16 protein-coding genes are annotated in these 14125 nt (G+C 58.5%); 3 read left to right on the top strand and 13 right to left on the bottom strand.

The genetic code is table 11. From position 1 onward, the window contains the following. Positions 1-117: 117 nt before the first annotated feature. The 3 genes from FBY02_RS04825 to FBY02_RS04815 are packed head-to-tail and all read left to right on the top strand — an operon-like array spanning position 118 to position 2059. Positions 118-561 carry a hypothetical protein gene (locus tag FBY02_RS04825; protein WP_144924054.1) on the top strand — a complete coding sequence of 148 codons (444 nt, stop codon included), beginning with the start codon at positions 118-120 and terminating at the stop codon, positions 559-561. Next, a complete protein-coding gene (locus FBY02_RS04820; protein WP_218570698.1) occupies positions 540-1523 on the top strand; it encodes a hypothetical protein in 984 nt (327 codons plus the stop codon). The genes FBY02_RS04825 and FBY02_RS04820 overlap by 22 nt, the downstream gene beginning before the upstream one ends. Then, positions 1520-2059 carry a hypothetical protein gene (locus FBY02_RS04815; RefSeq protein ID WP_144924051.1) on the top strand — a complete coding sequence of 180 codons (540 nt, stop codon included), beginning with the start codon at positions 1520-1522 and terminating at the stop codon, positions 2057-2059. Before FBY02_RS04820 ends, FBY02_RS04815 begins: the two co-directional genes overlap by 4 nt. Positions 2060-2069: 10 nt before the next feature. Here FBY02_RS04815 and FBY02_RS04810 read toward each other — a convergent pair whose 3' ends face one another. The 13 genes from FBY02_RS04810 to FBY02_RS04750 form a co-directional block, all read right to left on the bottom strand. Then, entirely contained in the window at positions 2070-3335 is a 1266-nt protein-coding gene (locus FBY02_RS04810) for a phage late control D family protein (RefSeq protein ID WP_144924048.1), read from the bottom strand. Beyond that, positions 3332-3772 carry a phage tail protein gene (locus FBY02_RS04805; protein WP_144924045.1) on the bottom strand — a complete coding sequence of 147 codons (441 nt, stop codon included), beginning with the start codon at positions 3770-3772 and terminating at the stop codon, positions 3332-3334. Before FBY02_RS04805 ends, FBY02_RS04810 begins: the two co-directional genes overlap by 4 nt. Before the next feature lie 5 nt (positions 3773-3777). Next, on the bottom strand, positions 3778-6723 hold the full coding sequence (locus tag FBY02_RS04800; protein ID WP_144924042.1) for a phage tail tape measure protein: 2946 nt from the start codon (positions 6721-6723) through the stop codon (positions 3778-3780). After that, positions 6713-6832, bottom strand: coding sequence for a GpE family phage tail protein (locus tag FBY02_RS04795; protein WP_003183333.1), 120 nt, complete (start codon positions 6830-6832; stop codon positions 6713-6715). Before FBY02_RS04795 ends, FBY02_RS04800 begins: the two co-directional genes overlap by 11 nt. 8 nt (positions 6833-6840) lie before the next feature. Continuing rightward, the gene (locus tag FBY02_RS04790; RefSeq protein WP_144924039.1) at positions 6841-7170 is read right to left on the bottom strand and encodes a phage tail assembly protein; all 330 of its coding nucleotides are present in this window, start codon (positions 7168-7170) and stop codon (positions 6841-6843) included. Between the two features lie 48 nt (positions 7171-7218). Continuing rightward, entirely contained in the window at positions 7219-7734 is a 516-nt protein-coding gene (locus tag FBY02_RS04785; protein ID WP_144924036.1) for a phage major tail tube protein, read from the bottom strand. A 57-nt stretch (positions 7735-7791) separates the two neighbouring features. Further along, positions 7792-8961: a phage tail sheath protein gene (locus tag FBY02_RS04780; RefSeq protein WP_144924033.1), complete on the bottom strand. Its 1170-nt coding sequence runs from the start codon at positions 8959-8961 to the stop codon at positions 7792-7794. Positions 8962-9074: 113 nt separating this feature from the next. Continuing rightward, positions 9075-9476 (bottom strand): phage tail assembly chaperone, encoded by a 402-nt coding sequence (locus tag FBY02_RS04775; protein ID WP_144924029.1) that lies wholly within the window; start codon positions 9474-9476, stop codon positions 9075-9077. 5 nt (positions 9477-9481) lie between these two features. Then, complete coding sequence (locus tag FBY02_RS28215) at positions 9482-11659, bottom strand: phage tail protein (protein WP_218570697.1); 2178 nt, start codon at positions 11657-11659, stop codon at positions 9482-9484. Then, positions 11656-12273 (bottom strand): phage tail protein I, encoded by a 618-nt coding sequence (locus tag FBY02_RS04765; protein WP_060738366.1) that lies wholly within the window; start codon positions 12271-12273, stop codon positions 11656-11658. The genes FBY02_RS28215 and FBY02_RS04765 overlap by 4 nt, the downstream gene beginning before the upstream one ends. Then, positions 12273-13184 (bottom strand): baseplate J/gp47 family protein, encoded by a 912-nt coding sequence (locus FBY02_RS04760; protein WP_144924026.1) that lies wholly within the window; start codon positions 13182-13184, stop codon positions 12273-12275. Before FBY02_RS04760 ends, FBY02_RS04765 begins: the two co-directional genes overlap by 1 nt. Beyond that, the gene (locus FBY02_RS04755) at positions 13181-13525 is read right to left on the bottom strand and encodes a GPW/gp25 family protein (protein WP_060738364.1); all 345 of its coding nucleotides are present in this window, start codon (positions 13523-13525) and stop codon (positions 13181-13183) included. The genes FBY02_RS04760 and FBY02_RS04755 overlap by 4 nt, the downstream gene beginning before the upstream one ends. After that, positions 13522-14094, bottom strand: coding sequence for a phage baseplate assembly protein V (locus FBY02_RS04750; RefSeq protein WP_144924023.1), 573 nt, complete (start codon positions 14092-14094; stop codon positions 13522-13524). Before FBY02_RS04750 ends, FBY02_RS04755 begins: the two co-directional genes overlap by 4 nt. Positions 14095-14125: the final 31 nt, after the last annotated feature.

Genomic DNA, 14125 nt, shown 5'->3' with positions numbered 1-14125 from the left:
ATTAAGAACGGATCATTAAGTCAGGGACGCCGATGATCCACCTCGCCAAGGTCCGGTTACAGGGCCGGCGAGCATGCCAACCGGCGCTACCTCGCAACCAGCATAAGGATGTGATCCATGTCCAAAGCAACGCTTGTCGCTGCTTCACTATCTTTCATTGCCCAGCCTCTGGCGTTTGCTGATGTCCGTTTTATTGACGAACAAGCCGTCATAAAAGCCATACACGCTCCCATTCTTAAACAAGTTAAGGAAGAAGACTCGCCCGGCTGCATGACCACTCGCTATACCTTTGGTGACAAAGTTTTCGATATGAAACTTGAGTTTAAATGTGATCGAATCAATGTCGCATGGACTGGATCGGATGATCCAAAGAATAAGGCGCGTGTTATTAATGCAACTGTGCTCGCAAAAAAAGCTGTTAGCGCTTTGACTGACGGCAGCGGTATTGAAGTAGAAAGAGTCCTTTCAGGTGGCATTTATAAGAGTCGGACGTTTGACAACGGCCTGGTACTGCGCAGCGGTTCATGTGCGATGAATGCGTGCTTGCTTACATTCAACTAAAACCATTTATTAATAGAAGAAGCGGCCATATGCACTCAATAGCACCTTATTCGATTCGTTGCTTTAATCCTTATAGTGATCCTAAGAAGGGCGAAGAGCGCTATGCTGTATTGGATAAAGTTGGGCAGTTTGACGTATATAGCGTTTTTAAAGACTTTATCTCGGCTCAGAATGATAAATTTAAAATTGTTGAAGATAGTAAGCAGGTTTACCGATTTTTTGGAATGAAATTTTATGACGACAAAAGAGAAATGGCCGGTTGGTTTGAGGCAGGCTCTTATGGCGTGAAAAATGACATTATTGACATAGAAACTGGCAACGTGGATTTTCAAAAGGCACAAAATAATGCCGAGATTATAAAGCATTATGTGAGGTTTTATATTCCATCAGGATTCGATGAGGGAATAGTTTTGCTTCATAATTATAAAGGTAATGGTATTAAAACATTGCTATATGAACTGCTTCGTGAAAATTTCACGAAGGTTACTAAGCGTACACTGCAAATGAATCCATTGGCCTATAAGAAAGCTTTCAAGATGTGGGAGGAAGCTCAGGCAAAGGAGATAAAACTCACAAGGTTTCAAGGAATGGCTGATATTACTGATCAGCTGACAAAATTGGGGCATAAAGAGCAGCAGCTTATTGTTAAGTCTCCCGTTAGAGGAAAGCTGGGTGGTAGGTTGAAGGATTTTTTTGACCCCAACAGCGAAGAGTACGCCGTCGTTGAATTTTTGCGTCCGCATTGCGGAGAGGTGAAGGCAATAGCGGAATTAAATGGAAAAAAACGAACATTTACAATTGGAAGACCCGCAGAAGAGCAAGTCTGTGAGATAATGATTGAGGAAGATGAGGTGGATATGGTGGCGGGTAATCCAGATCCTGTCTCCCTTCATAAGTGGTGTACCCAAGTACTGCAAGAGTTTGTGGATTCTATATATCCCGGATTACAGGTGAAAATATGAGTGGCAAAATCAATGTTGCGGCAATAATCCTTGGACATATTGCTACCCTTGCTGATCCAGCCGGAAAGCGATCTATCATGGACTACGTAACATTTTTTGCTCTACCCGGCGCTGTGGCTGCTTTGGGTTGTTTTGCGGGATACAATCTAAATAAAGATGTATCATCAATGTTGGTGAATTTTGGCGCTATATTTACAGCCCTTCTCCTATCTGTATTGGTGCTTGTCTATGATCAAGAAAGCAAGCTGGAAGCGGTAAAAAAAATTGATCCTCTTTATGATGCCAAGAAAGTTTTGTTGAAGCAGCTCTATTATAATATTTGTTTTTCGATAATAAGTTCCATTGTTTTGGTTGGTTTGTGTTTTGTGCACTCGGTGCTTAATGGTGTCGTGAACGAGCTGGAGTTTTTCGATTTGGTAATAAAATTGAATTACGCTAAATATTTGTTGACTCCTTTAGTGATATTTGTCACTGCTAATCTTATGCTTACAATCGTAATGATTGTGAAGCGAATGCACGCAATGTTAACTATTTAATTGAACCCATTCAGATAGTCTTCTGCAACCGCAGCCACTCCCGATCCACCGCCCGCTTCGCCGTCTTCTCACTCGCATACAACCACCGCAACCGCTTCGGCTTGCTCTGATCCCCCGCCGTTACAGTCTTTTCCTTCCCTGTTTTCTTGTCGCGGTAGTACGCGATGATTCCTGTGTAATCCCCTTTGTTTTCCTCCGCCAACCCCTCAACCGTGTCCTCGGGCAACTTGCTCTCCAGCTCCAGGCTGACGGTGTATCCATTGTCCGGGCTGAGGGTGTGCTGCACGTTACCGCCGTACCAGATGATCTCGTCGATCTCCGGCTTAACGCCTTGAAGCGTGTAGGTCAGTTCGGGAATGAGGTCAGGCCGACCCTGGGCGAGGGTGTAGCTCAACGTCGCGCTGCCACGTTGTAGGCGGTTGAATTCCGCCCGGGCAGCGCGCAGGGCGGACTGGCGGTCGCTGAAGGTATGGCGCAGGTCTTTGAGGTTTTCGCCACCGCCGGCGATGGCCTCCTGTTTCTTCGCACTGTTTACGTCATAGAAATAGGCTCGCACACCGTCGTAGCTGTCGCGGTCAGCTTGCAGGTAGCGGTGCTGGTCGCCATCGGTGCGGGTGAGGGTGATATGCGGCAGCTCGGCGCCGGTGGCCGTCCTGCCGCCACCTGCCGGCAGGCACAGCAGGCAGCCGGCCTTGACTGTGACCACGGCGTCGAACTCTTCTCCCACGCGGCTGATCAGGTTGGCGTCTGATTCGTTGGCCTGGTCCAACTGCAGGATAGGCAAACCGTCCAGGGCGCCGGCAATAGTGGCCGTGAGGCCGTTGCCCAGGGCGATGTCGCCCAGAACGTCGCCGAGGGTGGTGTTGCTCCAGCTGCGTTCGCGTTTGGTCTTTAGGCCCTTGCGCAGGTCGGCAGAGCGAGCGCGAATGCTCAGCACGTCCGGCGCACCGCTATGCTCGGTTTCATCGACAGTGTAGGTGCCCTTGTCCACCAGGCCTGTGTCGCTCCAACCCAGCCACAATCGGATGGTCGCGCCTTTGGGCGGGATCGCCAGCAGCCCGTCGTGGTCGCTGAGGATGATGCTGAGCTGGTCGGCCTCGATTCCGCGATTGTCGGTCAGCTCCAGGCTCATCAGCCGTGGGCTGATCAACTGGGCGATGTCGTCGCCATCGACCGTGATACGAAACGCCGGTACCGGGTAGGCCGCGTCGCGGCGGTAGCGCTCGGCCAGGCCTTCGACGTAGCCGGTCACCTTGGACAGGGCTGCCTCAATCACAGCAGCGCCCTCAAGATGTTGACACCTGCGCTGGTACCGGCGCCGAGCAGATCGATCCGGTCGTCATCGATGCGCTTGAGGTTGATCGTGAATTCAATACGCCGAGGCGTGCCGTCACGGAAGAACAGCGTTTTGGTTTCGCTCAGGCCATCGATAATCCACAGGCCGTAGATCCGGCCGCTGCCTTCGACCATCGGCCAGGCCTTGCCGGTGTTCGCCATCAGCCGCAGGGCGTCGAGGCTCAAGGCGCTGCCGGCCAGCTCTGGCAGGATGACGCCGGGCAGGGTGATGGTGTCGTCACCGCGCCCAACAAACTGCCGAGCCGGAGCGGCGCCGACGCGGCTGTTGCTCGCATGTCGCCATTCGGTTTGGCGTTGCAGCTCCTGATAAGCGGCGGTGGACAGGCTGAACACGAACATGCCCAAGGCAAGCATCATAGGGATTACTCCAGATCTGACAGTTTGCTGCGCTGGCGGGCGGCCTTTTCGCTGGCGATGCGCGCCAGCTCGGCCCGTACGGCGCGGCTGATCGCCTGGGCGTCCATGCCTGGCGTGGTGTGGATGTTGATTTCGTAGGTGTCGTGGCTGTCATGAACCGGCGCCGGGGTAGGGCTGATGGGCGCTCGATCATCGATCGACAACGAAGAGGTAGCGGCAGCCCCGATGGGGAATTGCGGCAACGGCATGGCCGCCAGAGGCATGGCGGTTGCGCCGAGGGCCAGCGTGCCGGCTGCCGTGAGCTGTTTGCTCAGGCTGGTCATGGCGCTCAGTGGCCCGTTCTGACTGCCCTCAAGCCCCTGGGCCAGGCCGGCCATGGTGAAGCCGCCCAGTTCTGCGAACACACGCGAGGGGCTGTGGATATCGAGCTTTTCCTTGAACCAACCAATCACCGCATCGCCTGCCCCGGTGATGGCCTCCTTGGCTACAGTCAGGCTGTTGGTGATGCCATTTGCCAGGCCTTGAATCATCTGCGTACCCAGTTCAGCGAACTGAGCAGGTAGACCTAATAGAAGGCTGAGCATATTGCCGATGACAGCGCCGAAGCGTTCGCCCATTGACTGAGCGGCGCCACCGACGTCTTCGACGGGCGCAAGTAGCTGGCCGAACCAGGTGATCAGGCTGCTGACGCCATCTGATATCAGACTGAACAGGGGGCGTGCGATGCTGCCCAGAAGCTCCATGGCCGCGCCGACACCTGGCAGCGTCATGACGGCCTGGCCCAGGTTCAGCAGCGATTGGCCGAGCCCGGCGAAACTATCGAGTACCGGTTGCAAGGCCCTGACCAGGCCTTGCCAGAAGCCGAGGAAGAAGCCCTTGATCGGGTTCCAGTATTTGTAGACCAGCACGCCAGCAGCAACCAGGGCAGCAATGGCCGCCAGCAGCCAGCCGATGGGCGTCGCCATGATGGCGGTACCGACCGCACTGATCGCACCGCCGAGCATCGGTAGCACGCTGGCGGCAGCCAGGCGGGCGCTGCTGACGAAAGCGGGTAACGCACTGAGCAATCCACCCGCCGAGCGAGTGGCTACCAGGGACCGCCAGACTTTCCCAAGCCTACCAATGTTGGCTCCGGCGCCTGCTGCTGCGGTGCGCGTACCTATCAGTTGGGCTTTCACGATGCCCAAGCGAATGCCAAACATGCCCATGCCGTATCGCACCATGGCGAAAGGGCCGAGCAGGCTCGCCATAGTCAAGGCCAGCCCACCGAACACGAAGGCCAGGCCAGCGACAGCCGCTACAACCTTCACCAGGCCGCCCGCCAGTCTCGGGTTCTCTCGAGCCCAGGCGCCTACGCTGTTGGCAACTTCTCCGAGGGTGGTGATGATCTGTTTCAGCTCGGGCGCAACGGCGGCGCCAAACTCGGCCAGGGCGTTGGTGAAGCTACCCTCTGCTGCTTCCATGACGTTGGTGAGGGTGGCGAGCTGTTCGTTCACCCGCTTGCGCAAATCGGCTTGGTTTTGCAGCTTCTGCTGCACTTCCCGATAGCCCACGATCCCCTTGTTCATCATGGTGTTCAAGGTGGTCATGGTTTCGGAGTCGTCGCCGAACAGCAGCTTGATCGTGGACGTGCGGTCCTCGTCGTTCAATGACTTCAGTTTTTCGACCTGAGCGAACAGATTTTCCAGGCCGGCAAAATTGCCTTTGTCGTCGGTGAACTTGAAACGGATGTTTTTGCCTTCAAGCTCCATGATTTTGTTGACGTCTTTGATCCCGTCCTTGTCCAGGCCTGCCTGGAAGATTTTCCGGTAGGCGTTACCGGCCGCGCCGCCTTCCATGCCAGCCTGGTCCATCATGATCAGCAGCGGGGCCAGCTCGGCAGCGGCGTCGATGCCTGATTTCTTGATGGTGTCCATGACCGGTGCGATCTTGCTGAAACCCTGGAGCATGTTGGTCGGGTCTACGCCGGAGTAGAACCCACGCTGGATGATGTCCATCAGCGCCATCATGTCTTTTTCGGATGTTCGGGTAGCGTCCTGCATCTTCGCGGCAAATTCAGCCGCGGCGGTTACGGGCATCTGCAACTGAACGCCCAGGTACGCAGCCGCCTCTCCGGTGCCACCGAGGATGCTTTGCGCGCTGAGGCCCTGGCGACGCAGCATGGTCATCATTGCTTGAAAGTCGGCCGTGGTGCCGGGCAGGCGGTCGCCCAGCTTGGTCGCCAGGTCGGTGATTTTCTGAAAGTCTTCAGACACCTTGCCGGTGCCGTCCATCATCGAAACCTTGAGTTGCGTGGCCGAGTCTTCGTTTGGCGCAAAGGCACCGATGGCCTTAGCCACCGGCCGGCTCGCGGCATATCCCACACCCAGGCCGGCGGCGCCGTTCATAGCCATGTTGCCGGCTAGGTTCTGTGTTTTCTCCAGCTTGGCGCGCTCGATGGCAAGGCGCTTTTGCTGAGCATTCAACGCGACCAGGCGTTTGCCCTGTTCGCTGATGCTGGCGTTGGTGGCGCTGATTTGCTCGCGCAACTGGCGTTCGTGGCTGCTGAGGTTCTTGGTGCTGATGCCGGCGCCTTGCAGTTTGCTGCGCAGGGCCTGGAGCTGTTCGCCCTGTTGTTGATGTTGTTCCTTGAGCTTCTGCGCTTCGCGAACGGCTGCACGGAAGTCCTTGGTCATGGCCTTGGTTGGCGCGCCTGTAGCGGCGAACTGCTGGGACAGGGCCCGCACTTTGTCGCGGGCGGCGATGAGGGCTTGCTCGGTTTGCTCGGCGGCAGCGCGCTGGGTGCGCCAGGCGCTGACGTCCTTCTGTTGAGCGTTGAGTTCCTTGAGGCGGTCGCGGGCTTCCTTGAGGGCGCGGGCGGCCCCGATGCTGCCGTTGTTGATGGCCTTCAGGGGGCCGCTCGCCTTGTCGATGGCATTGAGCAGCACCTGAAGTTTTAAGTCATTCGCCATCGGTGGAACTCCGCACCCGGGCGCGCTCGCGCCACTCCATCAGTTCTTGCAGGCCCAGCTGGTCCATGTCAGCCGGTGCCCAGTGGAAAACCACGGCCAAGTCGGCCATGGCGTCTTCTACGCAACGAGGGACGCGTCCGTCTTCACCGACTTCTGCAACAAAAAACCGGAAATCTTGCTACCACAGGCGAGCAGGTCGGCCGGGTCCATGCTGGCGGCTTCGGGTGCCGTGATGCCTGGGCTACTGATACGCGGCAGGATCTTGATGAGGGTGGCTACGTCCATGTTCAGTAGCTCTACCAGTTGCACGCCGCGCAGCTCGCCTGATTGCGGTTTGCGAAGGGTAATGGTGTCGATGAAGGTTTTTCCACGGATGATCGGGGTGTCCAGGGTGACGGTGTTGTCGTCAACCGGGGGCAACGCTTCGAGGGTATCGTCAGTTTTCATGTAGGGCTCCAGCGTGTGGGATTAACCGCCCCGATGGGGCGGGGTGGGTCAGATGCCGAGGGCTTGGCGCTGCTTATCCAGCATGTCCACGCCGTTCACGTTCTCAATGAAATTGAGGAGGTCGATCTCGATGATTTCTTCGTTATCGACGATCAATTTGTAATAGGTGCAGGTGGTGGTGATGCTGTGCTCGGTGTCTTCACCAGGCTGTGCATCGCCCATTTCAATGGTTTCGTGTCGGCCGCGCATGACGATCTCCACGGCGCTGACTTCCTCGGTGTCGTCCTGCTGGAACGCACCGGTAAAGCGCAACGCGATGCCCGAGGCATTGACGGCGCCGAACTGTTTGAGGGCGATCAGATCCAGGCCGCCGGTCTTCCATTCGAACTGGATGCCGTCGTCCGAGAAGCCCAGATCGGCCTTGACCGGGCCGTTCATGCCGCCGCCGCGATAGGCTTCCATCTTGCGGCCCAGCGGGGGCAGGGTGACCGACTTGACCACGCCCAGGTAGCTGTTGGCGTCGTTGAACAGGTTGAGGTTTTTGAGTTTGCGGGGCATGGCCATGGCGGGGTTCTCCGTTGCTCAGGCACAGGGTCAGCTCCCCTTGCGGGGAGGCCCGGTTTAGCTGTTGATCTTGCTGGCGAAGTCGATCAGGTAGCGGTCAGTGATGCGTTGCCGCAACGTGAGGTCTTCCAGCGGTGGCACCGGCGTGTAGTCATAATCCAGGAACAACTTGCCGGCCTTGAGCGTGTCTTTGTCGTTGGCATCGTCTGGATACCAGCACTTGCCGCCGATCAGGTAGCCCGCCGCGATCATCTCGCGGAACTTGGCGTTAACCCCTTCAATGATGTCGCGTACCAGGGACGCATGCAGCGGCTTGTCCACGGCCCACATGTGCGCTTCGGCCATGGTGTCGGCAAGGATCTGCGCTGTGCGGGTGTAATTCTCGAAGGCAAACAGCGGGTCTTCGCTGGTGGTGCGGCTTCCCCAGAAGCGAAAGCCGCCTTCATTGATGAGGGTGGTGACTTCGTTGCTGTTCAGGTAGTTGGCGTCCGTGGCCGGGTTTTGCAGATCCCAGAACACATCGGCGCTGATGCCGGTGACGCCATTGACCGCGACGTTGGACAGGGTTTTGTGCCATCCCACTTCCTGGTCGATCTTGGCGCGCAGACCCAATGCACGGGCCACGGCCGAGGCGGTGACGGTCGCGTTGGTGACGGTGCTCCAGTTCTGGAACTCCGGCCAGATGACCATGGCTTCGCGAGCGCCGAAGTTGTCACGGTAGGCGACCACCTCTTCCTTGGTTTTACAGCCCCAGGCACTGACGTAGGCGAAGGCGCGCAACTGCTGGGCGATGGCGACCAGGGCAGTGGCGACCGGCAGGCTGTCGAGGCCTGGCACACCCAGGATGCGCGGCACCATGCCGACGCGGGCTTTGGCGGCGAGCAGGGCTTTCATGCCGGTGTATTTTCCCTCGGCCGTGGTGGTGCCGATCAGGGCACTGGTGGTTTCCGCCTCGGTTTCCCCTTCCTTCACCCGCACGACGATGGTGTAGGGCTTGGTCTGGTCGGCGATGGCCTGAAGACTCTTCGCCAGGGTACCCGTGGTGCCAGCCTTGCCGATGGCGGTTTGTACGTTGGTGAGCAGTACAGGTGTGTCAAAGGGGAAAACGGTGGCATCAGCGTCGTCGGCCGTGCAGACCATGCCGATAACAGCGGTGGGGATGGTGCGAATGGGGCGGGTGCCGTCGTTGAGTTCGATGACCCGCACGCCGTGAAGATAATCGGCCATGGGTTTGCCTGCGCAGTGATTGGGATGACAGTGCACAGGCTGCCGCGCGCGCGCCGGTTGGGCGAGCGCGGAGGCTTGTAGGGGAGGGGGTTACAGGAAGAAAAGGCGTAGCGTTACTGAATCTGCTCAGCTATCCATGACGGCGCGATGGGTCGAAACTCTACATCTGGGAAGTCCCCCGTCTGAGGCCAGTCTCGAAGTGCCTGGCGATAGATGAGTAGTTCGGAGTATTGCTCGGAGGTCAGCGTGGGGGGGCGCTCCAACGCCTGTTCATCACGATGGCGGGTAACCAGCCACTCGGTTGATTGCAGTTCATTGTTGCGCCATACCCGCTCAGCATCGGCCAAATCGGAGGCAGGGACGGTAGGCGGAGGTAAAAAGTCCTCCTCCTTTAACGTCCAGCCTGGCCGGGTCCCCGTGGGACAAGGTTGCCAGAGCAAATCGGGGTGGAAGCGTTCGGTTGGATCAATGTCAGTCGTTTCGACGACCGTCCCGTTTTCAATTCTTGCCCACATGCTGATCACCACTGAATAATTACGTTGCCGGCGGCACCTGCACCACCGTTATAGCCGAAGGCAGCACCTGAACCACCACCGCCAGGCCCAACACCTGTATTACCTGCGACCGACCCCTGCGTTGATCGACTACCGGGACCACCACCCGACCCACCGTATGGCCCATAACTGGGTTGTCCAACCCCAAGTGACGTGTTGAAGTCTCCCCCAGTGCCGAGCCCACCACTCCCCGGGCCATTTGCATAACCGGACGAGGCGTTACCAAAGCCCCCGGCCCCGCCAGTAGCAGATAGATACGTCCCAAAAGAAGAAGTCGCACCGGTTTCGCCAACACCCGCGTCTACGGTAGCGCCAGCGCCACCAGCGCCAACGGTCACCGTGACACTGGTCACGCCTGAGAGATCAACTAGCTCTTGTGCCAAGCCACCGCCACCGCCGCCACCTGATCCTGCCCCGGAGACGCCTGCGCGACCGCCGCCGCCACCACCTCCGATAACCGTAACCCAAGCCTTTTTCACGCCAACAGGCACCGTCCAGGTGAAGACACCTGCGGTTTTGAATACCTGGGTACCCCGAAAAGGCGCGTGCTCATTCGTAGAGCCAAATTGCCACGGCGACCACTCCCCCGCGTTCTGCATGACTCGAACGGCAAGAATCGGCATCTGACCGCTCGATAAGCCGCCAGTGATTCGTTGCACGAGGTAGTTGTTACTCATATAGCCTTCAACAACGAGGCTGTAACGGACCGATGAAGACCAGCCAGGCGGGATGTTCAATAAACCGGCCAAGGGCGTCAGATAATTACCGGGGATTAGGTAATTATTCATATCCACTTCAGTGCTCAAGATACCGCGACCAGTCCCGAAGGCGCCTACCGGCATCAAGGCGCCGGCGGTCTGATCGAGCGGACTTGCCTGCCGTTTCATTGCGGTAGACAGTGAGTCCGGGATAGAACCATTTTCCGCGTACCAAGTGATGCCCGCCCCCGTAGACAAGGTAATAGTGTCTAGCGTCTTGAGAACGAGCTGATTCGCCGCGATGCCAGCTACATAATCCGTGCCTTGCAGAATGATTGTCGCGGTTCCGGTCGACACGTTCACCAGCGTGATGGTGCCGCCGCTGAACCCCGTGCTCGCCTTCGGCAAGGTGATATTGACCGGATTCGCGGTGTTGATAATGAACGATTTCCCGAATGCATCGGCTGTCAGCACAGTGCTGACGTCAAGCCCGCCAACGCCTGAATGGTTGCCAAGTGCTCGCTGTACAAACGCAGTATTCGCAAGTAACTGGCTGCTGTTATTGAGCGGCGCAGTCGGGGCTGTTGGGCTTCCCAAAAAAGCGGGCGAATTGATCGTGGCAAATCCCTGTGTGATGTTCTGAAAAGAGAGTGACGTGGTGCCCAGAGCAATCGCCCCATCCGTTACCAACTGCCAGCGAGTGTCGGCCAGCGTAGCGCCTTGCTCGACGGACAGGATCATCGCTGAGGTGACCTCAGCACTGCTGTCGGCATCTGGAGCACGCTGCCAAGAAGAGCCAGCCGCGAGATAGATGCCGTTGTCCTTGGCAGCCGTCTGGTTCTTCACTAGCACCCGGTCGCCCGCCAGCAGCGTCACTCCATCGACAACCTGCAACCCCGTCAGGGCGATGTTTCCCGTGGTCGCTACGCGCACCGACTGCTTGCTGTCGAGCTTGTACAGTTCCTCACGAATTTTCGAATCCACGTAAGTGCGGGTGGCTAGGACAATGCTCGGATCGATCTTCAGCTCGACGTTGGCGGTATTGCTGACGATGAGGTTCATCCGTACCACCTGGGTACGGCCTGAGCCTTGAGTCAGCAGAGGCTTGAAGCTTGGCGCGCAGTTCGCCACGGCGACCAGGTCACCGTCGGCGTCATACAGGCCCACCTCACGAATCCACCAACCACCAATGTTCTCAGGAATCACCTGCTCGGCAACGATGATGTTGGGGTTGGCTGGATCAACGCTGAGCTGGTTCAGCGGGGCTCGGCGGCGCTCATTGATCAGGTGCGTCTGTTGCTCGTTGGGGATCGGGTCGGTGTCGTTAGCATCACCGACGCCCATCTGCGCGAACGTCCAAGGAATTCCCAAGGCGTCCGCATTGGCCTGCTTGGCTTTGCCGATAGCGGTGAGGATGGCGAAAAATTGGCTGTTTTGGTCTGTCATGGGTAGATGTCCATGGTGTCGATCTGGTGTTCACGGCCGCCCTGGTGGATGTAGCCCGTGACCTCGATGTCCCGCTGTGTGGGTGGATAGATATCAATCTCGTCGCCTTCGGTGATGCAGGCGCCGATATGAACTGAACCGGTGGTTTCCAGGCTGATGGCGAGCCCGGTGAGGTGGCGTGTCAGGGGCTTGGCATCGTCGATCAGCCAGGTGAGTTCCTGGTACATCTCTTCGGTGATACCGGTGTCGAGCACGCCGACCTTGAGCCTGAAGGTGGCGCGAGGGCCGACCGGAACGGTCTGCCACCATTCGATGATTTCAATCAGGTAACCGAGCGGTTCAACGACGCGGCGTAGTGAACCGATGGTGCCCTTGCGCGAATGGATGTAGTACGCGCTGCGTATGGCGGCGCGCTTGGCTGCTTCTGTCCACTTGCTGTCCCAGCGGTCCACGGAGAAAGCCCAGGCCAGGTAGGGCAAAAGGGGCAGTGGGCAGAGGTCGGGGTTGTACAGCGTGCGCAATGGAATCGGCACACGCTGGATCTGGGCCAGCGCCTGCGCCGCTTGACGCTCCAACGGCGTCGAATTGCTTGGAAGAAGGGGCGCGTCTGCCATCATTCGACCCCCAACGCCAAATCGACGGCCGTGCAATACGGGGCCTGGTACTTTGTGGCAACGATGTCCGCCCAGTTCTCCAGCACGACCTTGCGCACACCCTCGACGTGCAGCGAGGCGTGGATAATCGATTCCGAGACTTCCAAGCCCAGGCGACGCCGCTGGTGCACGAAGGCCAGCAACTGCTCATTGGCCGCCGCGAGAATCAACTCGCTTTCAGGGCCGGACGTTGAAAGATACAGCTTGGCCTTGACCTGGTAGTTGATGATCTGGGCGCTTTGCACGGTGAGTCGATCCCCGACAGGGCGACGGTCGTTGTCGCTGAGGTACGAATCGACCGTAGCCAGCAGGGCGGGCGAGGCGGTGCCGTCACCCAGGATCGATTGCACGGTCACCACCGCCTCGGCCGGGGCGGGACTCTCGGCAGTGGCGTCGGCAACCTGGCCGTCAGCAGACCGCGCATGAAAGATGTAGCTGTTGCGCGGGCCGGCGGTGCTCAGTCCTTCCCACGCCATTTGAGCCCGCTCCCGCAGGCTGTCGTCGTTTTCCATTAGCAACGGTACCGGCGGCACGGCTGTGGGCTTGGCGGCCTGGATGACCAGGCGCTTGACGTTGAAGTTGCCTGCCAGGTTCTCCAGATCGTTGCCCTTTGCCAGGGCCAGCATGTTGGCGACGGATGCTTCATTGACGCGCTGGCGCCACACCGTCTCGCGGTAGGCGTTCTCCTGGAGCAGTTTGGTCAGGGGCTCAGATTCCAGCTCAAGCCGTGCGGCGATCTCGGCTTGTTCCTCGACCGGCCAGAGGCTGATGGCGTAGGCCTTGCGCTCGGCGAGGATCTGCTCGTAATCAATTTGCTCCACGACTTCGGGCGCAGGGAGCTGGCCCAGGTCAATCGCGACGAATGAGTTCATGCGCTACCCCCAAGGTTCAGCGGCACGCTCAGACTCAGCGGCTCGTTGCTATCGACGATGCTGCCCTCGATGTCCAGTGATGTTTGACCTTGCAGGGTGGCGCCCTGGAACTGCACGCGGCTCAGACTGATACGCGGCTCCCAGCGCATCAGCGCCATGACGGTGGCCGCGTACACTTGCAAGCGGGTGATGTCGTTGAAAGGGTGGTCTACCAGCTCGGGCAACAGGCTGCCGTATTCGCGGCGCATCACCCGGGTACCGAGGCGCGTGCTGAGGACATCGCTCATGGATTGGGCAATGCTCTCCACGGTGGTGATGGCGGCGCCGGTGTGTCGGTTCATTCCGGTTTCCCCGTCTTGCCGCTGCCAGGCATGACGCCGCCGTGCAGGTGTTTCACCAGGCTGATGCCAGCGGCCACCACATCTACCGAGGCGGTGACCTTACCGGTGACGTTCTGGTTGCCGTTCTGGGTGTAGTCGCCCTGGTGCGTGATGTTGCCGACGATATTGATGCCGCCGGTGCTGATGAGGTTGGTGGTGCCGCCATCGGTGAGCGTGGCGTTGAGGTGGTGAGCGACGCTGTCGTACTCAATCACCGTGCCGTCGCGGTAGGTGACGCGGTGCAGGCCTTCGCGGTCGCCGTTGGCGGGGATCTGGTCGCTGAACAGGCCGGTCAGGACGACGCCGTTGCCGAGCTGGCCCGAGGGGCTGAATAACAGAACTTGTTCGTTGACGGTCGGCGGGTTCCACTCCCGGTCGGCGCCGGCCCGCAGGGCAATCCACGGTAGCCAGGCGGTGGTCAGGGTTCCAGTTTTGACCTGCACACGCGGGGGCTGCATCTGGACGGCAGCGATGGTGCCGAAGCGGATGAGGTTTTCGATCAGGCGGGCGAGGGTGGCTAAGTCGTTCATGGCGCTGATGGTGGCGCCAGCCACATGAATG

The sequence above is a fragment of the Pseudomonas sp. SJZ078 genome, from assembly GCF_007828255.1.
GTDB lineage: Bacteria > Pseudomonadota > Gammaproteobacteria > Pseudomonadales > Pseudomonadaceae > Aquipseudomonas.
Note: the sequence above shows the minus strand (reverse complement) of the source record. Positions and strands in the feature narration are given on the sequence as shown.

Bases quoted from the DNA above. Each gene is read 5' to 3' on its own strand.
- FBY02_RS04825 (WP_144924054.1), top strand. From the start codon at position 118: ATGTCCAAAGCAACGCTTGTCGCTGCTTCACTATCTTTCATTGCCCAG.
- FBY02_RS04815 (WP_144924051.1), top strand. From the start codon at position 1,520: ATGAGTGGCAAAATCAATGTTGCGGCAATAATCCTTGGACATATTGCT.
- FBY02_RS04805 (WP_144924045.1), bottom strand. From the start codon at position 3,772: ATGATGCTTGCCTTGGGCATGTTCGTGTTCAGCCTGTCCACCGCCGCT.
- FBY02_RS04800 (WP_144924042.1), bottom strand. From the start codon at position 6,723: ATGGCGAATGACTTAAAACTTCAGGTGCTGCTCAATGCCATCGACAAG.
- FBY02_RS04795 (WP_003183333.1), bottom strand. From the start codon at position 6,832: ATGGCCGACTTGGCCGTGGTTTTCCACTGGGCACCGGCTGACATGGAC.
- FBY02_RS04790 (WP_144924039.1), bottom strand. From the start codon at position 7,170: ATGAAAACTGACGATACCCTCGAAGCGTTGCCCCCGGTTGACGACAAC.
- FBY02_RS04785 (WP_144924036.1), bottom strand. From the start codon at position 7,734: ATGGCCATGCCCCGCAAACTCAAAAACCTCAACCTGTTCAACGACGCC.
- FBY02_RS04780 (WP_144924033.1), bottom strand. From the start codon at position 8,961: ATGGCCGATTATCTTCACGGCGTGCGGGTCATCGAACTCAACGACGGC.
- FBY02_RS04775 (WP_144924029.1), bottom strand. From the start codon at position 9,476: ATGTGGGCAAGAATTGAAAACGGGACGGTCGTCGAAACGACTGACATT.
- FBY02_RS28215 (WP_218570697.1), bottom strand. From the start codon at position 11,659: ATGACAGACCAAAACAGCCAATTTTTCGCCATCCTCACCGCTATCGGC.
- FBY02_RS04765 (WP_060738366.1), bottom strand. From the start codon at position 12,273: ATGGCAGACGCGCCCCTTCTTCCAAGCAATTCGACGCCGTTGGAGCGT.
- FBY02_RS04760 (WP_144924026.1), bottom strand. From the start codon at position 13,184: ATGAACTCATTCGTCGCGATTGACCTGGGCCAGCTCCCTGCGCCCGAA.
- FBY02_RS04755 (WP_060738364.1), bottom strand. From the start codon at position 13,525: ATGAACCGACACACCGGCGCCGCCATCACCACCGTGGAGAGCATTGCC.
- FBY02_RS04750 (WP_144924023.1), bottom strand. From the start codon at position 14,094: ATGAACGACTTAGCCACCCTCGCCCGCCTGATCGAAAACCTCATCCGC.